Genomic DNA, 22,946 nt, shown 5'->3' with positions numbered 1-22,946 from the left:
CGTCCTTCTCGTTAGGGTCAGGCCTGGTGCAGGTACCAGCGCCAGTCCTGCTCGCCCACTTCTGCCATGAATTGACGGTATTCGGCGCGTTTGACCTTCAGGTACACGCCGAGAAAGGCCTCGCCCAGCGCCTGGCGTGCCCAGCTGGAAACTTCCAGGGCCTGAAGTGCCGTGAGCCAGTCGGTGGGCAGAGGGTCCGACGCTTGGGCATAACCGTTGCCCTGCACCGGTGCGCCGGGGTCGAGCTGGTGGAGAATGCCTGTGTGGGTGGCGGCCAGTATCGCGGCGGCTGCCAGGTAGGGGTTGGCATCGGCGCCACAGATCCGGTGTTCGATGTGCCGGCTGGTCGCCGGCCCGCCCGGCACGCGCAGGCTCACGGTACGGTTGTCCACGCCCCAGGTGGGCGCCAGTGGGGCATAGCTGTTGGCCTGGAAGCGACGGTAGGAGTTGGCGTGGGGGCAGAACAGCAACTGCGATTCGCGTAGATGGCGCAGCATGCCGGCCACCGCCTGGCGCAGCAGCGGCGTGCCGGCAGGGTCATCGCTGGCGAACAGGTTGCGACCTGCGCTGTCGGCCAGGCTCAGGTGCATGTGCAGGCCGGTGCCGGCGATGTGCGCGAACGGCTTGGCCATGAAGCAGGCCTGCATGCCGTGGGCGTGGGCGATGCCCTTGACCAGGCGCTTATAGCGCACCGCCTGGTCCATGGCCGCCAGGGCCGGGCCATGCTCCAGCGTGATTTCCACCTGGCCGGGGGCATATTCCGAGATGGCGGTACGGGCAGGAATGCCCTGCGCCTTGCAGGCCGCATAGAGGTCGGCGAGAAAGGGTTCGATCTGCTCCAGCTCGCGCAGGCCATACACCTGGGTGTTGCGCGGTCGTCCGCCGTCGTTGTCCCGCGCCGGTTGCGGGCGTCCCTGGGCGTCGCGCTGCTGGTCGAGCAGATAGAACTCGAGCTCGCAGGCCATCACCGGGTGGTAACCGTCGGCTTCCAGGGCCTCGAGGGTTCGCAGCAGCACGTGTCGCGGGTCGGCGACGCTCGCCGGCAATCCCTGGTCTGGGTGCATGCTGACCTGCACGGCAGCGGTAGGGATCCGCCGCCAGGGCAGGCGTACCAGGCTGCCGTCAAGTGGGTAGGCACGGCAGTCGACGTCGCCGACATCCCACACCAGGCCGGAATCTTCGACGTCATCGCCGTTGATGGTCAGCCCCAGCAGGGTGCCGGGCAAGGGGCGGCCGTTTTCATACACGGCCAGCAGTTCCTCTCGGTGCAGCAGCTTGCCGCGGGGCACGCCGTGGGCGTCGAGGATGAACAGCTCGATCAGTTCGATATCGGGATTGTCGCTCAGAAAGCGACGGGCTTGCTCGGGTTGGGCAAAGTGCATGGGATGCTCGCTCGCGACCGTGTCGGACAGGGCCACATGTAACCGCCGCGCGTCAGGCGGCCGTTCGGACGGATTCAGGCAGCCGCACGGCTGCGATGGGCGTCAGTCAAGCGTAGGCGAGCCGTCGGGCGGGCGGGCGTGGCGGCAGTGCCACAGGGCCCAGAACGCGAGGATGATGTGAACCAGAGGGTTTTCACCGACACGGGCCCGGACCTTCGATAGCGAAGGACTTGATGACGGGGGCGCGGTAAGGGTCTCGGAGGCCATGGCACGGATACTCACACGCCCGGCAAGGGTGATTAAAGCGGCCAGTGGCGACGTTCACTCCGCTATCGACTAAACATTCAGCCGCTTCTTGCGTGCGCTTCGGGAATGTTCCTACTGCCAGTTGGGATTACACAGGTGGGCGGGTGAGTGGGATGGGAGGATCGTGTTTACCCTAATCTGCCAAGCGCTCGATGTGCGGAGCAGGATCGCCATCGAGTTCACGCCGCGAAGCGCCTCGGGGTGGTTTCCCTTCGATCCGCAGGAGTACTCATGTCGACGCTGTCCACGCTGGCGTTCATCCTCGTCGCCGGTTGCCTGCTGGACTGGCTCTGTCGGTCGGCGCGGCTGCGCGATGGTGTCTGCGTGCTGTTCATGATTGCCAGCGTCACCAGTTGCACCCAGTTGGGCGACCGCGAAATCCTGCTGCTCGATGGCCTGGACTGGACCATTTTCTTCGCCCTGATCGGCACGCGCCTGCTGTTCGAGCGCTCGGCGCTGTTCGAGTGGCGGCGTCGCTGACCGGCGATCCTCGAGCCTGGGCAGCAAATGCCTGGCAAATCTGCGACAATCGTGGCCTTTCCCCATGCCGATCAAGACAAAGCAGGGCCGCCTGCGCCACCCAGAAGCCCCATGACCGACACCGCCATCGATACGCTGCTGCACAACCTCGACCACGCCATGATCGCCGACCGTCACCGCCTGCGGCGCCAGCTCCACGAGCTGCGCAAGCGTCCCGACGAGGCCCGGCTGGCGCAGTGGGCGCAGAAGGTCCAGGCCTCATGCGCGCAAGTCACTGCCCGTCAGCAGAGCGTGCCGAGCATCCGCTACGACGACAATCTGCCCATCGCTGCCAAGCGCGAGGAAATCAAGAAGGCCCTGGCCGAACACCAGGTGCTGGTGATCGCTGGCGAGACCGGCTCGGGCAAGACCACCCAGTTACCCAAGATCTGCCTGGAACTGGGCCGCGGCAGCCACGGCCTGATCGCCCACACCCAACCACGACGCATCGCCGCGCGCAGCGTGGCCGCACGGGTGGCCGAGGAACTGGGCACGCCGCTGGGAGCGCTGGTCGGCTACCAGGTGCGTTTCGAGGACCAGAGCGACTCCAACACCCTGGTCAAGCTGATGACCGATGGCATCCTGCTGGCCGAGACCCAGCATGATCGGTTCCTGGAGCGCTACGACACCATCATCGTCGACGAAGCCCACGAGCGCAGCCTGAACATCGATTTCCTGCTCGGCTACCTCAAGACCCTGTTGCACCGCCGCCCGGATCTCAAGCTCATCATCACGTCGGCGACCATCGACCTGGAGCGCTTCTCTCAGCACTTCGACGGAGCACCGATCATCGAGGTGTCCGGTCGCACCTACCCGGTCGAGACCTGGTATCGCCCGCTGACCAGCGAGCAGGACGAGGAAGGCAATCAGGTCGAGGACGACCTCACGGTCGACCAGGCCATTCTTGCCTCGCTGGACGAGATCGCCCAGTACGAGCGCAGCCAGGGCAAAGGCCCGGGCGATGTGCTGGTGTTCCTGCCGGGAGAACGTGAGATCCGCGACGCCGCGGAGATCCTGCGCAAGGCGCAACTGCGCCATACGGAAATCCTGCCGCTGTACGCGCGTCTCAGCCCGGCCGAGCAGCAGCGGATCTTCCAGTCCCACAGCGGTCGGCGCGTGGTGCTGGCGACCAACGTCGCCGAGACCTCGCTGACCGTGCCCGGCATCCGCTACGTGATCGACAGCGGCACGGCGCGGATCAGCCGCTACAGCTACCGGGCCAAGGTCCAGCGCCTGCCCATCGAAGCGGTGTCCCAGGCCAGCGCCAACCAGCGCAAGGGCCGCTGCGGGCGGGTCGAGCCGGGCATCTGCATTCGTCTGTACAGCGAGGACGATTTCAACGGCCGCCCGGCGTTCACCGATCCGGAAATCCTGCGCACCAACCTGGCGGCGGTGATCCTGCAGATGCTGCACCTGCGCCTGGGCGCCATCGACGCTTTCCCGTTCATCGAGCCACCGGACGGCAAGGCCATCAGCGACGGCTTCAACCTGCTGCAGGAGCTGTCGGCGGTCAACCGCGAGAACCAGCTCACGCCCTTGGGGCGGCAACTGGCACGCCTGCCGATCGACCCGCGGCTGGGGCGCATGTTGCTCGAAGGCGCACGCCAGGGCAGCCTGCAGGAGGTGCTGATCGTCGCCAGTGCGCTGTCGGCGCAGGACCCCCGCGAGCGACCGCCCGAGCGCCAGCAGGCCGCCGACCAGGCCCATGCGCAATGGAAGGACGTGGATTCGGACTTCGCCGCGCTGGTCAACCTGTGGCGCGGTTTCGAGGAACAGCGCCAGGCGCTGACCGCCAATCCGTTGCGCAACTGGTGCCGCAAGCAGTTCCTCAACTACCTGCGCCTGCGCGAGTGGCGCGATGCCCATCGCCAGTTGTCGCTGATCTGCCGCGACCTGCAACTCACGGTGAACAAGGACCCCTCGGACTACCAGCCGCTGCACAAGGCGATCCTCAGCGGCCTGCTCAGCCAGATCGGCCACAAGGCCGAAGAGGGTGACTACCAAGGCGCACGGCAGCGGCGCTTCTGGGTGCATCCGTCCTCGGGCCTGGGCCGCAAGCGCCCCCAGTGGCTGATGGCCGCCGAGTTGGTCGAGACCACCAAGCTCTATGCGCGCATGGTCGCGAAAATCGAACCCGAGTGGATCGAGCCGCTGGCCGGTCACCTGATCAAGAAGAATCACTTCGAGCCCCATTGGGAGAAGAAGCGTGGCCAGGTCGTGGCCTTCGAGCAGATCACCCTGTACGGGCTGATCCTGGTCGGTCGCCGGCCGGTGCACTTCGGGCCGATCGATCCGGCGACCTCGCGCGAGCTGTTCATTCGTGAGGGCCTGGTCGGCGGCGAGATCCAGTCCAGGGCCAAGTGCCTGGCCGCCAACAAGCGCCTGCTCGAACAGCTCGACGAGCTGGAGGCGAAGGCGCGTCGGCGCGACATCCTGGCCGATGAAGAGACCCTGTACGGCTTCTACGAGGCGCGCCTGCCGCAGGAGATCCACCAGACGGCCACCTTCGACAGCTGGTATCGGATGAACAGCCAGAAGGACCCCAACCTGCTGATCATGCGCGAGGAGGACGTGCTGGCCCGCGAGGCCAGCGAGGTCACTGCCGCGCAGTATCCGGACCATCTGCAGGTGGGTGATCTGCGACTGCCACTGAGCTATCACTTCGAACCCAATCACCCGCGCGACGGCGTCACCGTGCGGGTACCGGCACCCTTGCTGCCGAACCTGCCGGGCGAGCGCCTGGAGTGGCTGGTGCCGGGGCTGCTGGAAGCCAAGTGCGTGGCGTTGGTGCGCAACCTGCCCAAGGCCCTGCGCAAGAATTTCGTGCCGGTGCCGGACTTCGTCAAGGCCGCGCTGGCGCGCCTGAGCTTCGGCCAGGGGGCGCTGCCCCAGGCCCTGGGTCAGGAACTGTTGCGCATGACCGGTGCGCGGGTGTCCGACGAAGCCTGGGCCGAGGCGGCCAGCGAAGTCGAAGGCCATCTGCGGATGAACATCGAGGTGGTCGACGGCCAGGGCAAGTTCCTTGGCGAAGGCCGCGACCTGGCCGAACTCACGGCGCGCTTTGCGGCCGCCAGCCAGGCGGCGTTGGCGCTGCCGCGCACCGACAAGACCGAACAGCCGGTGCAGGCCAAGGCCTTCGCCGAAGTGGCGCAGACCGCCCAGCAGAAGATCGCAGGCCTGTCGCTGACGGTGTACCCGGCGTTGGTCGAAGACGCCGGCAGCGTGCGTGAGGGCCGTTTCTCGACCCAGGCCGAGGCCGAGTTCCAGCACCGGCGCGCCCTGCAGCGTCTGCTGTTGCAACAGTTGGCCGAGCCGGCCAAGTTCCTGCGCGGCAAGCTGCCGGGGCTGACCGAGCTGGGGCTGCTGTACCGCGAGCTGGGGCGTGTCGAATCGCTGGTGGAGGACATCCTGCTGGCCAGCCTGGACAGCTGCATTCTGGAGGATGAGGACAGCCTGCCGCGCGACGGCGCCGCGCTGGCCTCGCTGGCCGAGCGCAAGCGCGGTGCCTGGACCGAGCATGCCGAGCGCCTGGCGCGTCAGACGCTGGAGGTGCTGAAGCTGTGGCACGGCTTGCAGAAGCGCTTCAAGGGCAAGATCGACCTCAGCCAGGCGGTGGCCTTGAACGACATCCGTCAGCAATTGAGCCATCTGGTCTACCCGGGCTTCGTCCGACAGACACCGGCGCCGTGGTTCAAGGAACTGCCGCGCTATCTCAAGGCCATCGAATTGCGCCTGGAAAAGCTCGGCAGCCAGGTGCAGAAGGATCGCGTGTGGAGCGCAGAGCTGGGCAACCTGTGGAACCAGTACCAGGCCCGTGCCGAGAAACACGCTCAGGAGGGCAAGCGCGATGCGCAGCTGGTGCTGTACCGCTGGTTGCTCGAGGAATACCGGGTTTCGCTGTTCGCCCAGCAGTTGGGCACCAAGCTGCCGATTTCCGATAAGCGTCTGAGCAAGCAGTGGGGGCTGGTGGAGGGCTGATTCGGCCCGATTTTGTGGCACACTGGCGGAAATTTTCATGATTGCGCCATGGCCTGTCACGGCGGGCCCGCACCCAGCAGGGCGCGGGCTGACCCGCTAGCAAGGGGCGTGACACACCCTTACATGTTGCAATTGGTACGAAAGTGCCATCACCCAAGACCATCCCGGCCTGCGCCCTAGCGGCACCGGCCATCGACCAGAGGAACGACCGTGCACAACGTCGTGATCAGCGGCACCGGCCTGTTTACCCCGGCCCAGAGCATTTCCAACGAAGAACTGGTGGAGTCCTTCAACACCTGGTCGCAGCAGTTCAACTACGACAACGCCGAGGCCATCGAGCGCGGCGAAGTGCAAGCGGCGCCGCTGTCCGACCCTGCATTCATCGAGAAAGCCTCGGGTATCAAGAGTCGCTTCGTCATGGACAAGGCCGGCATCCTCGACCCCCAGCGCATGAAGCCGCGTCTGCCCGAACGCAGCAACGACCAGCCTTCGATTCTCTGCGAGATGGCCACGGCGGCGGCCCGCCAGGCCCTGGAGCGTGCCGGTCGCAGCGCGGCCGATGTCGACGGGGTGATCGTCGCCTGCTCGAACCTGCAGCGCGCCTACCCGGCCATCGCCATCGAGGTGCAGCAGGCCTTGGGCATCCAGGGTTTCGGCTTCGACATGAACGTGGCCTGTTCCTCGGCCACCTTCGGCATCCAGAACGCTGCCAACGCCATCCAGCTGGGCCAGGCGCGGGCGATCCTGGTGGTCAGCCCGGAGATCTGCACCGGCCACCTGAACTTCCGTGACCGCGACAGCCACTTCATCTTCGGCGACGCGGCCACCGCCGTGCTGCTCGAACGCGCCGACCTGGCCACGTCGGTGCACGGCTTCGACGTGGTCAGCACCAAGCTGCTGACCACCTTCTCCAACAATATCCGCAACAACTTCGGCTTCCTCAACCGGGCGGCGGAGGAGGGCGAAGGCGCGGCCGACAAGCTGTTCGTGCAGGAAGGGCGCAAGGTGTTCAAGGAAGTGTGCCCGATGGTCGCCGAGCTGATCGGCCAGCACCTGGCCGAAAACGACCTGCAACCGACCGACGTCAAGCGTTTCTGGCTGCACCAGGCCAACCTCAGCATGAACCACCTGATCGTCAGGAAGCTGCTGGGGCGCGAGGTGAACGAGGACGAGGCGCCGGTGATCCTGGATCGCTACGCCAACACCAGTTCGGCTGGCTCGGTGATCGCGTTCCATTTGTATCAGGACGACCTGGCAGCCGGATCGGTGGGCGTGCTCAGCTCGTTCGGCGCGGGCTATTCGATCGGCAGCGTGATCTTACGCAAGCGCTGAGTGAGCGGGTGACCCGCCCATGAAAAAAACGGGAAGCGCCGGATGGGTAGCGGCGGTTCCCGTCAAGTGACGCAGAGGTGAATGAACGCTTAGAACTTGGCTTCCAGGTCCACCTGCAGGGTGTCCACGTCGGCGTCGGTGTTCGGCAACTGCGAACGGTCGGTCTTGGCCATCAGGTAGGCTGCACCGACGGCGAAGTTCTTGTCGATCTCGTAGCCGACCTTGAACTTGTGACCACGGGCACCGGTGAAGCCGTTGCCGAAGTCCGAATCGGTGAAGGCGCTGACCACCGCGTTGCGTTGCACGTCGCGGTAGTTGTAGTCCAGGCTCCAGGCGCCGATCTTGCTCTTCAGGCCTGCCAGCCAGCCCTTGTCTTCGCCGTCGGTGCTCTGGGTGTTCTTGACGAACTGGCCATAGGCCGCCAGCGGGATGGCGAAGCCGGTGAAGTCGATCTGGCCGAAGCCTTCGACCAGGTTGAACTCGTTGGTGGTGTTGCCGAACTGGCGAAGGGCTGCCGATTCCTTGTCGTTGTCGTAGCCGTAGACACTGCCGCCGACGGTCAGCTTGAGGGTGTCGGCCGGTGCGAAGCGCGCACCCAACTGGCCGTGGTACAGCTGGGCGTCATGCTTGAACTGCACGCCGTCGCCGTCGACGTTGTCCTTGAGCGTGTAGTGACCGGCGCTGCCGAACAGCTCGGTGCCACCCAGGTTGGTCTTGTAGGTGACTGCTACACCCTCGGGGTTCAGGTCGCTGTCCCAGATGATGTCGCCCATGCTCACCCACGGCTGCTGCATCTTGCCGCCGATCAGGTGCAGGTTGGGGATGGCGGTGGGGTGCCAGTCGAGGTAGGCCAGGTCGACCCACAGGGATTTCTTCTCGAAGTAGTTGTCCAGGCTCTGGTTGGTCGAGCGACCGTCGGCGCTGCTGCCGGTGGCGATGCGCACGCCAGCGTCGACCTGCGGGTTGATTTCGCTGTAGAAGCCGACGCGGGCACGCACCCGCTCGCGGTCCTGGTTGCCACTGCCACTGCGCGGATTGTCCACGTTGACGTCTTCGTAGCGCAGGCGCACGTCGCCCTTGACCTGGGTCTTGGCGGCCCAGGCGACTTTCTGTTCGAACGAGCTCATGCGGTCGGCCTGGGCTTTCTGGTCAACCTTTTCCTTGGTTTCCTTCGCCAGGTCGGCCTGCAGTTCGCTGTACTGCGCCTGGTTGATCGAGCCGTTGGCGCGGAGCATTTCGAGCAGCTTGGCGTCGACTGCAGCACTGGCCGGGGCGCTCAGTGCCAGCATCATGCCGGTGAGGCTAACTCCGGTAAGTGTAGAAACAAGACGCATAAGGTTCTCCCTGTTGGAAAATGTGGGGAGGCCTTCAGGCGCCTGCCCCCAAGTTGGCATGTCCCCGGAAACGGCCTGAATAGACAGGTTCTCGGCTTCCGAAAAACAGGCGCAAGTATTGCGAGGGGGCATGACAGAATGATGTCTTTTTGATGGCGCTGCGGTTAACTGATACTTCGTTTGGCTATAAGGCTTTTCAGCGAAATTTGAGCGAGTGGTCGGCTTTGGAGATACTGGTGGCTCGTGCCCAGGAGTCGACACCGTGACCAGCCTCTACAGCCTCGCCCATTTGCGCGAGTTGCCCGCCTCGCAGTGGGACGCACTGGTGCCGGACGGCCAGCCCTTCCTGCGCCATGCCTTTCTGAGCGCCCTGGAGGACAGCGGCAGTGTCAGCCAGAAGACCGGCTGGGCCGCCGAGCATCTGCTGCTCGAGCACCAGGGGCAGTTGCGGGCGGCACTGCCGGCGTACCGCAAGTGGCACTCGTTCGGCGAATATGTGTTCGATCATGGCTGGGCCGATGCCTGTGAGCGTGCCGGCATCGCCTATTACCCCAAGTTGCTAGGTGCAGTGCCCTTCAGCCCGGTCAGCGGACCACGGCTGCTCAGCGCGGCAGCCGATGATGGCCTGCTGCTGCTCAAGGCGTTGCCCGAGTACCTGGCCAAGGCCGAACTGTCCGGGGCGCACATCAACTTCACCGACAGCGCGCTGGACCAGCAGATGCTCACCCAGCCGCACTGGCTGGAGCGCCTGGGTTGCCAGTTTCACTGGCGCAACCGCGGCTACCGGGATTTTCAGGATTTCCTCGACACCCTGGCCTCGCGCAAGCGCAAGCAGATGCGCAAGGAGCGTGAGCAGGTGGCCGGGCAGGGCATCGACTTCCAGTGGCTGCGCGGCGAGGAACTGGACCAGGCGCGCTGGGACTTCGTCTACCGCTGCTACGCCAACACCTATGCCGTGCGCGGACGTGCGCCCTACCTGACCCGGGAGTGCTTCAGCCTGTGGGCCGAGCGCATGCCCGAGGCGCTGCGGGTGGTGATCGCGCGCCAGGGCGGGCGCGATGTGGCCATGGCCATGAGCCTGATAGGCGGTGACAGCCTGTACGGTCGCTACTGGGGTTGCCTGGACGAATTCGATCGGCTGCACTTCGAGACCTGTTTCTACCAGGGTATGGACCATGCCATCGCCGAGGGCCTGCAGCGTTTCGATGCCGGCGCCCAGGGCGAACACAAGCTGATTCGCGGTTTCGAACCGGTGCTGACCCATTCCTGGCATTACCTGCGCCATCCTGGGCTACACCGTGCGGTGGACGAGTTTCTGCTGCAGGAGCGCGAAGGGGTGAAGGCTTATGCGCAGCAGGCGCGGGCGATGCTGCCGTATCGCTGCGAATGACACAGGGCATCGGGCCGCCTTGCGCGGCCCCGCGCGGGTGAATCGCAGCGTCACGGCCATGGTGGCCATCGCGCTGGACCCGCCCGCAATCGCACTCAGTCCACGCCGACGAAGCCGCCGGTCTGATGCTGCCATAGCCGCGCGTACAGACCCCGTTGCGCCAGCAGCTCGGCATGGCTGCCGCTTTCGACGATATGGCCGTGTTCCAGCACCACCAGCCGGTCCATGCGCGCGATGGTCGACAGGCGGTGGGCGATGGCGATCACCGTCTTGCCTTGCATCAGCGTCTCCAGGCTTTCCTGGATCGCTGCTTCGACCTCCGAGTCCAGCGCCGAGGTGGCCTCGTCCATGATCAGGATCGGCGCGTTCTTGAGCAGTACCCGGGCGATGGCGATGCGCTGGCGCTGGCCTCCGGAGAGCTTCACCCCGCGCTCGCCCACATGGGCGTCGAAGCCGGTGCGGCCCTGGGCATCGGACAAGTGCGGAATGAACTCGTCGGCGCGAGCCCGGCGCACGGCTTCCCAGACCTCGTCGTCACTGGCTTCGGGGCGCCCGTACAGCAGGTTCTCGCGGATCGAGCGATGCAGCAGCGAGGTGTCCTGGGTGATCATGCCGATCTGCGCACGCAGGCTCGCCTGGTCGACGCGGGCGATGTCCTGACCGTCGATGAGGATCCGCCCGCCTTGCACGTCGTACAGGCGCAGCAGCAGGTTGACCAGCGTCGACTTGCCTGCGCCCGACGGACCGATCAGGCCGATCTTCTCGCCCGGGCGGATGTCCAGGGTTAACGTGTCGATGACCTTGCTGCCCTTGCCATAGTGAAAGTCCACGTGCTCGAAACGCACGCCGCCCCGGTCGACCTTCAGCGCCGGGGCGCCGGGCGTGTCGGTCACCGTCACCGGTTGGGCGATGGTCTGCAGGCCGTCCTGGACCATGCCGATGTTCTCGAAAATGCCGTTGACCACCCACATGATCCAACCGGACATGTTGACGATACGGATCACCAGGCCGGTGGCCAGGGCGATGGCGCCGACGCTGATCAGCGACTGGCTCCACAACCACAGCGCCAGGCCCGTGGTGGCGACCACCAGCAGGCCGTTGAGGGTGGTGATGACCACGTCCATGCTGGTGATGACCCGCGACGCCAGTTGGGTCTTCTCGGTCTGCTCGGCGATGGCCTCGCGGGCGTACTGCTGTTCATGGTCGGTGTGGGCGAACAGCTTGAGGGTGGCGATGTTGGTGTAGCCATCGACGATGCGGCCCATGAGCTTGGAGCGCGCGTCGGAGGACACCACCGAGCGTTCCTTCACCCGTGGCACGAAGTACCAGAGCGCGCCGATGTAGCCGAGGATCCACACCAGCAGCGGCACCATCAGCCGCCAGTCGGCCTCGGCGAACAGCACCAGCGAGCTCACCGCGTAGATCAGCACGTGCCACAGGGCGTCGACCGCCTGCACCGCCGAGTCGCGCAGCGAGTTACCGGTCTGCATGATGCGCTGGGCGATGCGCCCGGCGAAGTCGCTCTGGAAGAAGTTCAGGCTCTGCTTGAGCACATGGCTGTGGTTCTGCCAGCGGATCAGGCTGGTCATGCCGGGGTTGATGGTCTGGTGCACCAGCAGGTCATGCAGGCCGAAGAACAGCGGCCGCAGCACCAGCACCACCACCAGCATCCAGATCAGCTCGCCGCTGTGCTCGCTGAAGAAGTTCACGTTGGGCGCGCCCTGGGCCAGGTCGATGATCCGGCTCAGGTAGCTGAACAGCGCCACTTCGATGAGCGAGGCCACCAGCCCGACCACCAGCAGGGCGAGAAAACTCGGCCAGACCTGGCGCAGGTAGTACAGGTAGAACGGCCAGACGGTGCTCGGCGGCGCCGCACTGGGCGCTTCGCGGAAGATGTCGATCAGTTGCTCGAAACGGCGGTACAGCATGGGGGCTCCTGTCGGTCGCGCGCGCCAGCGGCGTCACAGCCTGTGAGACCTGCGATCAGTCGATACGTTTGGCCGACTTGATGAACACCGGGTCGGCGGGCACGTCGCGCATGCCTTTCTTGACGGTGGTGGGCGAGTTGACGATCTGGTCGACCACCTGCATGCCCTTGGTGACCTTGCCGAACACCGCGTAGCCGGCATCGCGGCCAGGGTTGAGGAAATCGTTGTCGGCCACGTTGATGAAGAACTGGCTGGTGGCCGAGTTGGGGTTGGAGGTGCGCGCCATCGACAGCGTGCCACGGGTGTTCATCAGCCCGTTGCTGGCCTCGTTGCGGATGGGATCCTTGGTGTCCTTCTGCACCATCTGTTCGGTGAAGCCACCGCCCTGGACCATGAAGCCTGGAATGACCCGGTGGAAAATGGTGTTGTTGTAGAAGCCGCTGTCCACGTAGGCCAGGAAGTTCTTGGTGCTGATCGGCGCCTTCTCGGCGTTGAGTTCGATCTCGACCGGGCCGAAGCTGGTGTCCAGCAGCACGTGGGGCGTTTTGTCCGATGCCACGACACTGGTGGCGAGGGCGAGCGAGCAGGCGGTGAGCAGCAGTTTCTTCAGCATGGGTTCGATGATCCTTGAGCGCGTGCGTGGGCTGCGAGAAACCGCAGCAGGGTCTGGTTGAAGACCTCGGGTTGATCCAACGGCGTAGCGTGCCGCGAATCCTCGATGATCGCCAGTGTCGCGTTGGGCATCAGCGCGACATAGTGTTGCTTGGTCTGTATCGGGGTGTAATCGTGGTCGGCGGCCACCACCAGGGTCGGACACTGGATCTGGCCGATGCGTTCCTGCACGCCCCAGCCGACGATGGCATCGAAACTGCGCAGGTAAGCGCGCTTGTCGTTGCGTGCCCAGCGTTCGGCCATGGTGCGGCGCAGTACCGCCTGGCCGGGCTTGGGAAACAGTCGCGTGGCCAGCGCCTGGCCGACCGTTTCCACACTGAGCAGGCGTGCCAGGCTCCAGCGCTGGGCCCACCACAGCCAGTGACGCAGGGTGTGGCGCTTGACTTCGGGGGCGCTGTTGACGATGCACAGGCTGCGCAGCCGCTGTGGGTGGTCCACGGCGAACTGGAAGCCCACCATGCCGCCCATGGACAGGCCGACCAAGTGCACTGGCCCGGTGCCCAGGTGGTCGAGCAGGGCGAGCAGGTCGTCGCTGAAGGTGTCGATGCGGTAGCCGTCGCGGGGCCTGTCCGACTGACCGTGGCCGCGGATGTCCATTAGGATCACCGGGTAATGGCGGCTGAGCGCTGGCACCTGAAGCTCCCAATCCTGGCTGCTGGAGCCCAGGCCGTGCAGCAGCACCAGCGGCTCGCCCTGGCCATGGACTTGCTGGCCGTGGACTTCATAGTGCAGGCGGCATCCGTGACGTTCGAAACTGGCCATGGGCGAGGTCCTCTCAGGCTTGCGGTGGCGCGGCGAAAGGCACGTCCAGCGGCGCGGTGTCGAAGTTGCGCAGCAGCTCGATGAGGATCTGCGTGGCCGGGCCCAGGGCTTTTTCCTTGCTGGCGTAAAGATAGAACAAGGGGTGGCGGCTGCCGCCCTGATCCAGCGGCAGGGGCTTGAGCAGCCCTTCGCCCAGTTCGCGCTCAATCATGTGCCGGGGCAGCCAGGCGAAGCCCAGGCCGCTGCCGACGAAGGTCGCCGCCGTGCCCAGGCTGCCTACCGTCCAGCGCTGTTCGGCGCCCAGCCAGCCGACGTCGCGGGGCTGGCTGCGGCCCGAATCGCGGATCACCACCTGCAGTTGGCTTTCCAGGTCCTGGAAGGTGAGGGCACGACCGAGCCGGTGCAGGGGGTGTTCGGGATGGGCCACGGCGACGAACTCCACCGCGCTGAGCTCGGCGCCCAGGTAGCCGGGAATGTTGAAGCTGCTGATGGCCAGGTCGGCGACGCCATCGTTGAGCACTTCCTCGACCCCGGAAAGTACCTCTTCGCGCAGGCGCACCCGGCAGCCGCGGCTCTGGGGCATGAAGGCGCTCAAGGCGCGCACCAGGCGCGCACTGGGGTAGGCGGCATCGACCACCAGCCGCACCTCGGCCTCCCAGCCCTGCTCCATGTGATGGGCCAGGTCCTCGAGCTGGCTGGCCTGCTTGACCAGCTGCCGCGAGCGGCGCAGCAGCACGCTGCCGGCCTCGGTGAGCACCGCCTTGCGCCCGTCGATGCGCAGCAGCGGCACGCCAAGCTGCTCTTGCATGCGCGCCACGGTGTAGCTCACCGACGACTGCGAGCGGTGCAGGGCTTCGGCGGCCTGGGCGAAGCCGCCGTGGTCGACCACCGCCTGCAGCGTTCGCCACTGATCCAGGGTCACGCGTGGCGCTTTCATGTTCGGCTCCTGTTGTCCTAAGCTGCGCACTTCCAAGGAGCGCGCGCGATGAAGAAATGCCTGGCCATGCTGTTGTCGTTGCTGCCGGTGGCGGCGATGGCGTACCCGATCGAGGTGCAGAAGCAGATCGAGGGGGTGAAGCTCGACTTCACCTCGTACGACACGGCGCCGGATATCGGCAGTGTCACCCTGAACAACTATGGACAGCTGCCTGCTGCCTGCAAGGTGATCTTTCGCAACGGTCCGGAGGCGCCTCGGGTACGACGGGTGAACGTGCCGGCCGGTAGAAGCGTCGACGTGACGGCCAAGTTCCATCGTCAGATCATCAAGCTGCGCATCGACATGAATTGTCAGCCTAAATGAAACGGATTTCTCGATAGATTGAAGCGATTTTTTACGCTTTTTTATCGATAGGTCAAGCTTTAGTCTCACCTCCATCGAACCGCATTTACGTTTGCCGATGGAGGCAGCCATGTCCCGCGTACTGATCATCGAAAGCAGCGCCCGCCAGCAGGACTCGGTGTCGCGCCAGCTCACCCGCGCATTCGTCCAGCAATGGCAGGCGGCGCACCCTGGCGACGAGGTCACCCTGCGCGACCTGGCGCTGAACCCGCTGCCGCACCTGGATGCCGACCTGCTCGGCGGCTGGACGAAACCCGAAGCCCAGCGCAGCGCCGCCGAGGCCCAGGCCTTGGCACGCTCCAACGAGCTCACCGACGAACTGCTGGCCGCCGATGTGCTGGTACTGGCGGCGCCGATGTACAACTTCACCATCCCCAGCACGCTCAAGGCCTGGCTCGACCACGTTTTGCGCGCCGGCATCACCTTCAAGTACACCCCCACCGGCCCCCAGGGCCTGCTGACCGGCAAGCGTGCCGTGGTGCTGACTGCCCGAGGTGGCATCCACGCCGGCGCCAGCAGCGATCACCAGGAGCCCTACCTGCGCCAGGTACTGGCGTTCATCGGCATCCACGAGGTGGAATTCATCCACGCCGAAGGCCTGAACATGAGTGGTGATTTCCACGAAAAAGGCCTGAACCAGGCCAAGGCCAGGCTGGCCGCAGTGGCCTGAAGCCTGTGGGCGAACCTATTCCCAACCCCTGACACCTGTCGCTCCTTTGGGTGTATCGGCCCGGTCATGATCGTGACCGGGCTTTTTTTACACCCGTCGACCCGCGCCGCTCACCACCCCGCCACACCGCCGTCGCCGGCCAGCACCTGGCCCTGGGCGCGGAGCGCCTCGACCAGGAAGAAGGTTGCGCAGGGCGTTTCCACCAAGCGGGTGCGCTGCGCATCGAGGCGATAGCGGTGGCCGATGAAGCAGCCGCGCCGTACGGCCGCAGTCAGCAGTCCGGCGATCTGTCGGCAGGCCAGCTCGCACCAGGCATTGCGCCCTGGCAGGCACTGCCACAGGCGCAGCAGGGCCAGCGAGGCGATGGCGATGGCGCAGGGGTCCGCCTCGTCGGCGCCTGGGCGGCCGCTGGCCGCCGCAGCGCCCCAGCGCTGGGTCCAGTACTCGCAGGCCCGGCTGGCGGCTTCGGCGTATTCACCGCCGTAACGGCCCACGGCCTCGGCCAGGCCCAGCATGGCCCAGGCCTGACCACGCGCCCAGTTGCCCGGCGCGTGTCGCTGCCAGCGACCGTCCGGCAGCCACAGGGCCTGGTTGGCCCAGGCGCCCGAGGGCTCGGACAGGCTGTGCAGGCAGCGTTGCAGGTGCTGGCGCGCCATCCCCGCGTGGTCGGCGTCCGGGCTGGCATGCAGTAGCGCCAGGGTCGGGGCCAGGGCGTCGATGTCCAGGCGCCTGGCGCCAGACTCGCCGGCCCCCAGGCCGGTGCCCAGCCACCAACCGCCTAACTGCGGATCGTAATCGGCGGCCACTGCAGCGGCGGCCTGGGTCGCCAGCTCACCGGCCTGCTCGCCCTCTGGATGACGGGCGGCAAGGCCGGCACCGTACCAGAACACGAAACTGCGGTTGATGCTCGGCTCGCCCAGCTGTGCAGCCAGCCGTGCGCTCCAGGTCCGGGCCTGGGCCACGTCCGCCGCGTCGCCGGTGGCCTGGGCGCGCCGCCACCACAATGCGGCCCAGAAGCCGCCCAGCCAGGAACCGCGACGCGACAGTTTCCAGGGCGTGTTCCGATCAGGTCGGTACAGCGGGAACTGCCCATCGCACTGCTGCGATATTCGCGGCAGGGGCGCCAGCAGGGCGTGGACGATCGCCTCGCGTTTACGCTGTTCCGGCATCGGCGCAGCCCCCCGACACCCGCCGCGCCCGGTACAGGCTGCGACACAGCCCGGCGCCCAGGCACAGGGCGATCATCAACAGTGTCCAGCCCGCTGCGAAGCCACCGGGCTGGCGCAGCAGCACCGCGAACAGCGGTGGACCCAGCGCGATACCGCCGAAGAACCCCAGCGACAGTAGCCCGGCGCTGCTGGCCACGCCACCGAAGCGCGGCTCGCGCAGCAGCATGCTCATGGCCACCGCGTTGCTGGCCACCAGGCTCAGGCCCATGCCGACCACCGCCGCCCACAGCGGCCAGTGGCGCGCGGGCGTGGCCTGCTGCATCAGCGCCATCGTCGCCAGGGCGAACAGGAACAGGCCGCCCAGCAGCACGGTCTCGTCCTTGAAGGCCGCGCCCAGTGGCGTGAGCAACAGCCGCGACAGCATGCCGGTGACGCCGAATGCGCCGATCATCAGGCCGATGCTCGCGGGCGTCACGCCGAGGCTGCTGGCATGCACCCCGAAAAAGGTGATGAAAGCCGACAGACACAGCCCGGCGCAACCCTGGATGGCCATCAGCCGCAGCAGCCAGCCGTTGGGGCGCTGTACGCGCAGCGGTGCTCGATTCGCCTGGGGCGCCGGGGCGATCTGCCGAGCGACCAGCAGCGCCAGCAGCAGCGCCAACGGCGCCCAGCAGGCCAGCGCCAGGCGCCAGCCCAGGGCCTGGCTGAGGGTCGGCAGGGCCAGGCCGGCGAGCAGCGCCGAGGCCTGCACCCCGGCCTGCTTGATGCCCACCAGGCTGGCGCGGGGGGCGTCTGCGGTCTGGGCGATGGCCTGGTTGGTGGCGGGGTTGGCCAGGGCCTGCGCCACGCCGCAGAAGCCCAGGGCGATCACCAGCCCGGCGAAGCCTGGCAGCACCAGCACCAGGGCGAAGGACAGCGCCACCAGCACGAACAGCGCCTGCAAGCCACGGCGCGAGCCGATGCGCTGCACCAGCGCCCCGGCCCAGGGCGAGAGCAGTGCCGCCAGGCCGAAGGCGCTGGTGGTCAGCCAGCCCAGTTGCTGGCGGTCCAGACCCAGTTCTTCGATCAACTGCGGGCCGAGTACACCCAGGGCATAGAACACCATCATCGGCAGGCCCATGGCGCAGGTGAGCAGAGCGGCCAGGGGAATATGACGCTTCATGGGACCTCCTGGGCCGTCGAAGGCGCGTACGGTGCAAGCACATCGAAGGCGCGACCGCGACGGGTGGCCTGGAGCAGGTCGCGCCCCAGGGTGCTGATCAGCGCGTCGTCGGTGCCGTCGAGGATGTGTGTGGTGCGGGCGCCGCGGTAGATGCCCGAGAGCGGCGACAGCTCGCTCAGGCCTTCGGCGCCCATCACCTGGATCGCCGAATCCACGGCCAGCGACAGGGCATCGGAGGCCGCCAGCTTGGCCAGGTTGACCTCGATGGCACTGGCCTGGCCGCGATCGAAGGAGGCCGCCGCGTCGCGCAGCAGGCCCCGGGCGGCGGCGATCTCGCGGTAGCAGCGGTACACCCGGGCACGCACCAGCTGCTTGTCGGCGAGCCGTGCCTGGGCGCCTCGGGTGGAGTGCACCCGCGCGCAGAGGTCGTCGAAGCAGCGTCGGGCCAGGCCCAGCCAATGGGCGGCGCGCAGCAGGCGGCCCAGGCCCAGGCGCTGCTGCATCAGCATCAGGCCCTGGCCGGGCGTGCCCAGCACCTGGTCTGGCTCGACCCGCACCGATTCGAGGTGCAATTCGCCCTGGCCCTGCTGACGCCCTAGCAGCGCCAGGGGCCGCACGAAGCGAAAGCCCGGGCTGTCGCTGGGCACCACCAGCATCGACAGCCCGGTTTGCAACGGGCCGTCGTCGCTGCGGGCGATGACGGTGGCGAAGTCCGCCCGCTCGGCACGGCAGATGAACCACTTGCGCGCTGTCAGCCGCCAGTGGTCGCCTTGCCAGTGGGCGCGGCTGTTGAGGGTGGCCGGGATCGAGCCGATGCTGTCGGGCTCGGACATCGCATAGCAGGGCACCTGCTCGCCACGCACCAGCGGCAGGTAGACGCGCTCGCGCAGGCTCGGGTTGGCGTGGCGTGCCAGCATGTGGCAGTCCAGGGTCGCGTCGCAGCCCAGGATCGCCGGCGCGAACTCGCTGCGGCCTTCTTCGGCGGCCACTTCCAGATAGTCCGTCAGGTGCGTCAGGCGACCGCCGTCGGCCACCGGATAGAAATTGCCGAAGACCCCGGCGGCCTTGGCCTGCGCTTGCAGTTCGGTGCTCAACCGCGCTGCCGCCGCGTCGCAGCGGCCCAGCTCGGCCTCACGGGGCAGGATGTGCTGGTCGACGAAGTGGCGCACCCGCTGCGCCAACTCGGTGATGGGCTCCTCGTCCATGGCTCAACCCACCTGCCGCACGGGTTCGCCCAGCCCGGCCGCGTCGGCGGCCAGGGCACGCTTGTCGACCTTGCCGGCCGGTGTCAGCGGCAGGTGGCGATAGAAGCGCAGGTATTCCGGCAGCTTGTTCACTTCCAGGCCCTGTTCGCGCAGGAACCCGGTGATGTCCTGCAAGGCGAAGCGCGGCGCGCCGTCGCGCAGGGTCACGCACAGGCACACGCGCTGGCCCAGGTCCGCGTCGGGCACCGGCACGCAGGCCACGCTCACCACGTCCGGGTGGGCCATGGCCAGGCCTTCGATCTGCACCGGGCTGATGTTGGCGCCGCCACGGATGATGATGTCCTTCTTGCGCCCGGCCAGCTTGAGGTAGCCGGCCGCGTCGATGAAACCCAGGTCGCCCGTGCGCACCCAGCCCTCGGCGTCGCGATAGCGCTCGTCCAGCTCGGGCGCGTTGACGTACTGCATCGGGCTCAACGGCCCCCGTGCGGTGATTTCACCCACGCTGCCGTGGGGCACTTCGCGGCCCAGGTCGTCGACGATGCGGATCTCGCAGACCGCCGGGTTGGGCTTGCCCACGCTGCCCAGCACCACCTCCAGCGGATCGTCCAGGGTGTTGTGGCAGTTCACCCCGTCGGCCGAGCCGTACAGGCTGATGAAGCCGCAACCGAACGCTTCGGTGCAGCGCAGCACGGTGGCTTCGTCGATCAGCGAACCGCCGCAGATCAGCCCGCGCAGGCTGGAGGTGTCGATCTGCGCCAGGGCCGGGTCGGCGGCGATGCGCTGGAGCATGGTCGGCACGCCGAGGATGAAGCTCGGGCGCAGGCGGGCGATGGCCTTGATCGCCTCGCCGACCTCGAAGCGCGGCAGCACCACCAGCGAGCCGCCCAGCCAACTGAGCACACCGAAGGTGGCGGTGGAGCCGAACGAGGAGCCCAGCGGCACCAGGTACAGGCCGCGGAATTCGGCGCCGTCGTCGCTGATGCGTTGCAGGAAGCGTCCTCGGCCACCGATCAGCGCATTGTGCGAATACGCCACCAGCTTGGGCTCGGACTCGGTGCCCGAGGACACCAGCAGGCGCACCGGCGAGTCCGGGCACACCCTTGGCAGGCTGGTGCTGTCGATCGGTGCGTGCTCCAGCAGGCTGTCGAGGGTCGACCAGCCCGCCCGTGGCGCGCCGTCGACGATCAGCACGCGCAGCGAAAGCAGGGTCGGGCGCAGCGATTCGATGACCTCGCACAGGTCGATGTCGGCGTAGGTGGCCGGCACGATGACCGCACGGGCATCGCAGCGACGCACCAGCGACTGGATATCGAGCTTGCCGCGCCCCGGCGGGAAGGGCGCGACGATGGCGCCCAGGGCTGCCACCGCCAGGTCGATGGCGCAGCAGCGCCAGCTGTTGCTCAGTTGATAGGCCACCACGTCGCCAGCGACGATGCCCGACTGACGCAAGCTGCCGGCCAGGCGCAGGGCTGCACCGAGCAGTTCGGCGTAGCTGACGTCGCCTTCGGGAGACAGCACCGCGGGCTTGTCCGGGGTTTCCCGGGCGCGCTCGCGGAACAGGTCGAACACGTCGCGATTGGGGTAGCTGCCGTCCTCGCGCCAGCGGCGACGGGCAGTCTGGGGTACCAGGTCGATGATGCCGGCAGTGTTCATGTGAAACTCCAGGGTGATTGAACGGATCGGTAGGCGCGTCGACCGAAGCAGTCGGCCAGGCGCGGGTCGTTGGCCAGGCCCGCCAGGTCCTGATGCACCTGGCTGGCGGCGATACCGGCTTCCTGGCAACGTGTCTGCCAGTGCCGGGCGTCGGCGCTGGCCAGGCGCCGGGGCAGGTCTTCGGGCGCGCAGGTGCTGCCCAGCAGTCGGCCCAGCGCCTGCCACTGTTGGCGGGTCTGGCAATCCAGCGCGAGCAGGCCGTCGCCGGTCTCGAACACCCCTTGCAGCAGGCTGGGCGGGGCGGCGCTGTCGTGGTCGGCCGCCAGCAGCAGGTCGGCGGCGCTCAGCAGCGAGCTGTGCACCTGGTTGCCGCGCCCGTGCAGGCTGCGGTCGAGCAGCGCGGCGCAGATGCCCTGGGCGCTGATCACGCCGCCCAGCACGTCGAGCGCGGTGAACAGCGTGCCGCCGCGGGTACCGCTGGCGCGGGCGATGCGCTCGGCGACCCCGGACCAGGCCTGCACGGTGAAGTCGGTACCGGGCGCCGACACCGACGCGTCGCCCCAGCCACCGGCGTAGGCATGCACCAGGCTCGGCTGGGTGCGCTGCAGGTCGGCGGCGTCCAGGCGCAGCTCGGCGGCCTTGCCGGGCGCCCAGTTGTGCAGGAACACATCGGCGTCGGCGCACAGGGCATGGATCTCGGCGCGACCGGCGGCGGACTTGATATCCACCTCGCGCACCGTCTTCAGGTGATTGAGCGCATCGAAGCGCACCGAGCAACCCTCGGCACAGGGCGGCATGTGCCGCAGGGGATCGCCACCCGGCGGTTCCAGGCGGATCACTTCGGCGCCGAGCAGGGCCAGCAGGTGCCCAGCCAGCGGACCCTGGATGCGCCGGCAGGATTCCAGCACGCGTATACCCTGCAACGGCAGCGCCCCAGGGCGGGGGGCTGGACGCAGCGGCGCCTGCGGGCCGGGTGTCAGGCGCCAGGGGCCGCCCAGGCTGGCGGGGTAGTCGGCATCGGCCTGGCGCTGCGCCGGGCTACGCAGGACCACCAGCGCCACGCCGCTGGCCCGTGCCTGTGCCTGGATCTGCGCCAGCGGCAGGCGCGCCAGCGCATCCAGGCACTCGGCCGGCATCGCTGCCACGGCCTTGGCATAGCGCAGCAGAAAGTGCTGCCAGGCCTTGCCTGAAAGGCTGTCGGGCACCCCCAGGGCGTGCCAGAAGTGGCGCCAGGGCTGGCTGTCGAGGGTCTCCAGTTCGAAGGCCGTGCCTTCGATCGACACGAAAGGTGGACGGGCGAACGCGTCGTACTCGCCGGGCAGCAGCCGCTCGGCATCCTCCGGTGCGGTCGCGCCAGCCAGGTACTGGCCGATGCTCAACAGGCCGCCGCGCAGCGGATCCAGGCTCACCTCGGTGAACTGCCCGCCGCGCAACTGGCCGACGGCAGCGGCGAGGCTGGCCTGCCAGGCGAGGGCGGCGTTGAGGGCGGCCAGGTAATCCACGCCCAAGGCTTGCGGCCGGCCACTGGCGCGGCCGTGCACCGACATCAGGCCGCAGGCCGCTTGCTGGGTGAACTCGCTGGTGCTTTCCAGGGGCAGGCCGGGCGGTGCGACCAGCCGGGTGTACACAGGGTGCAGATCGGGGTGGATCAACTGCAGCGCTGAACCCTCGGCCAGGCCGTCGAGCGCTTGCAGGCCAAGGCACTGGCCGTGGTGTTGCAGGGCGCGGCTCAGGCCCTGCCAACCGGGCAGGGAAGGGCCGCTGCGCCAGCCGAGGCTGGCGTCATCGAGCATACGGGACATGGCGGATCTCGCGGACAGGGGACGGGCGAGCAGGCTTCGCGGGCGGCCCCGCGAAGCGCTGGACGACGGATCAGCCGCCGGCGACGGCGGGCAGCACGGTGAGCTGGTCACCCGGACGGATCGCCGTGGCCAGGCCGTCGGCGAAGCGGATGTCGTCGTCGTTGACGTAGATGTTGACGAAGCGGTGCACCTGGTCGTCATTCACCAGGCGCGCCTTGATGCCGGGGAAGCGGCTGTCCAGGTGCTCGATGATGTGGCGCACCGTGTCGCCCTGGGCCTGGACCTGTTTCTGGCCGTCGGTGAGCGGGCGCAGCAGGGTAGGGACCATCACTGAAACCGACAT

General features: G+C 67.3%; 18 protein-coding genes. 6 read left to right on the top strand and 12 right to left on the bottom strand.

The genetic code is table 11. The features are described 5' to 3' along the window. Positions 1–17: 17 nt before the first annotated feature. Entirely contained in the window at positions 18–1,382 is a 1,365-nt protein-coding gene (locus IAE34_RS16965) for a glutamine synthetase family protein (RefSeq protein WP_200140119.1), read from the bottom strand. Between the two features lie 537 nt (positions 1,383–1,919). On the opposite strand from IAE34_RS16965, the gene IAE34_RS16960 reads away from it, so the two are divergent. The 3 genes from IAE34_RS16960 to IAE34_RS16950 all read left to right on the top strand — a co-directional run bounded on the left by IAE34_RS16960 (position 1,920) and on the right by IAE34_RS16950 (position 7,517). Continuing rightward, complete coding sequence (locus IAE34_RS16960) at positions 1,920–2,168, top strand: hypothetical protein (protein ID WP_200140118.1); 249 nt, start codon at positions 1,920–1,922, stop codon at positions 2,166–2,168. Positions 2,169–2,279: 111 nt separating this feature from the next. Continuing rightward, a complete protein-coding gene (gene hrpA / locus IAE34_RS16955; RefSeq protein WP_200140117.1) occupies positions 2,280–6,185 on the top strand; it encodes an ATP-dependent RNA helicase HrpA in 3,906 nt (1,301 codons plus the stop codon). 210 nt (positions 6,186–6,395) lie between these two features. Beyond that, positions 6,396–7,517, top strand: a complete 1,122-nt coding sequence (locus IAE34_RS16950; protein WP_200140116.1) for a beta-ketoacyl-ACP synthase III — start codon at positions 6,396–6,398, stop codon at positions 7,515–7,517. An 89-nt stretch (positions 7,518–7,606) separates the two neighbouring features. Here IAE34_RS16950 and IAE34_RS16945 read toward each other — a convergent pair whose 3' ends face one another. Next, complete coding sequence (locus tag IAE34_RS16945) at positions 7,607–8,851, bottom strand: putative porin (RefSeq protein WP_200140115.1); 1,245 nt, start codon at positions 8,849–8,851, stop codon at positions 7,607–7,609. Positions 8,852–9,113: 262 nt separating this feature from the next. On the opposite strand from IAE34_RS16945, the gene IAE34_RS16940 reads away from it, so the two are divergent. Beyond that, on the top strand, positions 9,114–10,241 hold the full coding sequence (locus tag IAE34_RS16940; RefSeq protein WP_200140114.1) for a GNAT family N-acetyltransferase: 1,128 nt from the start codon (positions 9,114–9,116) through the stop codon (positions 10,239–10,241). Positions 10,242–10,336: 95 nt separating this feature from the next. Here IAE34_RS16940 and IAE34_RS16935 read toward each other — a convergent pair whose 3' ends face one another. The 4 genes from IAE34_RS16935 to IAE34_RS16920 are packed head-to-tail and all read right to left on the bottom strand — an operon-like array spanning position 10,337 to position 14,540. Beyond that, complete coding sequence (locus IAE34_RS16935) at positions 10,337–12,169, bottom strand: ABC transporter ATP-binding protein (RefSeq protein WP_200140113.1); 1,833 nt, start codon at positions 12,167–12,169, stop codon at positions 10,337–10,339. 55 nt (positions 12,170–12,224) lie between these two features. Beyond that, entirely contained in the window at positions 12,225–12,782 is a 558-nt protein-coding gene (locus tag IAE34_RS16930) for a peptidylprolyl isomerase (RefSeq protein WP_200140112.1), read from the bottom strand. Further along, positions 12,776–13,603 (bottom strand): alpha/beta fold hydrolase, encoded by an 828-nt coding sequence (locus IAE34_RS16925; RefSeq protein ID WP_200140111.1) that lies wholly within the window; start codon positions 13,601–13,603, stop codon positions 12,776–12,778. Before IAE34_RS16925 ends, IAE34_RS16930 begins: the two co-directional genes overlap by 7 nt. 13 nt (positions 13,604–13,616) lie before the next feature. Then, positions 13,617–14,540: a LysR family transcriptional regulator gene (locus tag IAE34_RS16920; RefSeq protein WP_200140110.1), complete on the bottom strand. Its 924-nt coding sequence runs from the start codon at positions 14,538–14,540 to the stop codon at positions 13,617–13,619. Positions 14,541–14,588: 48 nt separating this feature from the next. Here IAE34_RS16920 and IAE34_RS16915 point away from each other — a divergent pair, with 48 nt between their 5' ends. Together IAE34_RS16915 and IAE34_RS16910 are read left to right on the top strand one after the other, a co-directional pair. Next, the gene (locus tag IAE34_RS16915) at positions 14,589–14,903 is read left to right on the top strand and encodes a 3-phosphoglycerate kinase (protein WP_200140109.1); all 315 of its coding nucleotides are present in this window, start codon (positions 14,589–14,591) and stop codon (positions 14,901–14,903) included. Between the two features lie 109 nt (positions 14,904–15,012). Continuing rightward, the gene (locus IAE34_RS16910) at positions 15,013–15,612 is read left to right on the top strand and encodes an FMN-dependent NADH-azoreductase (RefSeq protein ID WP_200140108.1); all 600 of its coding nucleotides are present in this window, start codon (positions 15,013–15,015) and stop codon (positions 15,610–15,612) included. 110 nt (positions 15,613–15,722) lie between these two features. Here the strand turns inward: IAE34_RS16910 and IAE34_RS16905 are convergent, their stop codons facing one another. From IAE34_RS16905 to IAE34_RS16880, 6 genes are all read right to left on the bottom strand, one after another. Continuing rightward, positions 15,723–16,781: a glucuronyl hydrolase gene (locus IAE34_RS16905; RefSeq protein WP_200140107.1), complete on the bottom strand. Its 1,059-nt coding sequence runs from the start codon at positions 16,779–16,781 to the stop codon at positions 15,723–15,725. Further along, positions 16,765–17,943, bottom strand: coding sequence for an MFS transporter (locus IAE34_RS16900; RefSeq protein ID WP_200140106.1), 1,179 nt, complete (start codon positions 17,941–17,943; stop codon positions 16,765–16,767). Before IAE34_RS16900 ends, IAE34_RS16905 begins: the two co-directional genes overlap by 17 nt. Beyond that, complete coding sequence (locus IAE34_RS16895; protein WP_200140105.1) at positions 17,940–19,148, bottom strand: acyl-CoA dehydrogenase family protein; 1,209 nt, start codon at positions 19,146–19,148, stop codon at positions 17,940–17,942. The genes IAE34_RS16900 and IAE34_RS16895 overlap by 4 nt, the downstream gene beginning before the upstream one ends. Positions 19,149–19,151: 3 nt before the next feature. Beyond that, positions 19,152–20,801, bottom strand: a complete 1,650-nt coding sequence (locus IAE34_RS16890; protein ID WP_200140104.1) for a class I adenylate-forming enzyme family protein — start codon at positions 20,799–20,801, stop codon at positions 19,152–19,154. After that, positions 20,798–22,603: a CoA transferase gene (locus IAE34_RS16885; protein WP_200140103.1), complete on the bottom strand. Its 1,806-nt coding sequence runs from the start codon at positions 22,601–22,603 to the stop codon at positions 20,798–20,800. Before IAE34_RS16885 ends, IAE34_RS16890 begins: the two co-directional genes overlap by 4 nt. 70 nt (positions 22,604–22,673) lie before the next feature. Then, positions 22,674–22,946: a MoaD/ThiS family protein gene (locus tag IAE34_RS16880; protein WP_200140102.1), complete on the bottom strand. Its 273-nt coding sequence runs from the start codon at positions 22,944–22,946 to the stop codon at positions 22,674–22,676.

The organism is Pseudomonas sp. S30, from assembly GCF_016518545.1.
GTDB lineage: Bacteria > Pseudomonadota > Gammaproteobacteria > Pseudomonadales > Pseudomonadaceae > Aquipseudomonas.
The sequence above is the reverse complement of the archived record's forward strand: the minus strand, read 5'-3'. Positions and strand labels throughout refer to the sequence as shown.

Excerpts from the sequence above, each read along its gene's own strand:
- IAE34_RS16885 (WP_200140103.1), bottom strand. The coding sequence starts at position 22,603 with ATGTCCCGTATGCTCGATGACGCCAGCCTCGGCTGGCGCAGCGGCCCT.
- IAE34_RS16890 (WP_200140104.1), bottom strand. The coding sequence starts at position 20,801 with ATGAACACTGCCGGCATCATCGACCTGGTACCCCAGACTGCCCGTCGC.
- IAE34_RS16915 (WP_200140109.1), top strand. The coding sequence starts at position 14,589 with ATGAAGAAATGCCTGGCCATGCTGTTGTCGTTGCTGCCGGTGGCGGCG.
- IAE34_RS16905 (WP_200140107.1), bottom strand. The coding sequence starts at position 16,781 with ATGCCGGAACAGCGTAAACGCGAGGCGATCGTCCACGCCCTGCTGGCG.
- IAE34_RS16920 (WP_200140110.1), bottom strand. The coding sequence starts at position 14,540 with ATGAAAGCGCCACGCGTGACCCTGGATCAGTGGCGAACGCTGCAGGCG.
- IAE34_RS16935 (WP_200140113.1), bottom strand. The coding sequence starts at position 12,169 with ATGCTGTACCGCCGTTTCGAGCAACTGATCGACATCTTCCGCGAAGCG.
- IAE34_RS16895 (WP_200140105.1), bottom strand. The coding sequence starts at position 19,148 with ATGGACGAGGAGCCCATCACCGAGTTGGCGCAGCGGGTGCGCCACTTC.
- IAE34_RS16945 (WP_200140115.1), bottom strand. The coding sequence starts at position 8,851 with ATGCGTCTTGTTTCTACACTTACCGGAGTTAGCCTCACCGGCATGATG.
- IAE34_RS16965 (WP_200140119.1), bottom strand. The coding sequence starts at position 1,382 with ATGCACTTTGCCCAACCCGAGCAAGCCCGTCGCTTTCTGAGCGACAAT.
- IAE34_RS16925 (WP_200140111.1), bottom strand. The coding sequence starts at position 13,603 with ATGGCCAGTTTCGAACGTCACGGATGCCGCCTGCACTATGAAGTCCAC.
- IAE34_RS16910 (WP_200140108.1), top strand. The coding sequence starts at position 15,013 with ATGTCCCGCGTACTGATCATCGAAAGCAGCGCCCGCCAGCAGGACTCG.
- IAE34_RS16900 (WP_200140106.1), bottom strand. The coding sequence starts at position 17,943 with ATGAAGCGTCATATTCCCCTGGCCGCTCTGCTCACCTGCGCCATGGGC.
- IAE34_RS16880 (WP_200140102.1), bottom strand. The coding sequence starts at position 22,946 with ATGTCGGTTTCAGTGATGGTCCCTACCCTGCTGCGCCCGCTCACCGAC.
- IAE34_RS16930 (WP_200140112.1), bottom strand. The coding sequence starts at position 12,782 with ATGCTGAAGAAACTGCTGCTCACCGCCTGCTCGCTCGCCCTCGCCACC.
- hrpA (WP_200140117.1), top strand. The coding sequence starts at position 2,280 with ATGACCGACACCGCCATCGATACGCTGCTGCACAACCTCGACCACGCC.
- IAE34_RS16960 (WP_200140118.1), top strand. The coding sequence starts at position 1,920 with ATGTCGACGCTGTCCACGCTGGCGTTCATCCTCGTCGCCGGTTGCCTG.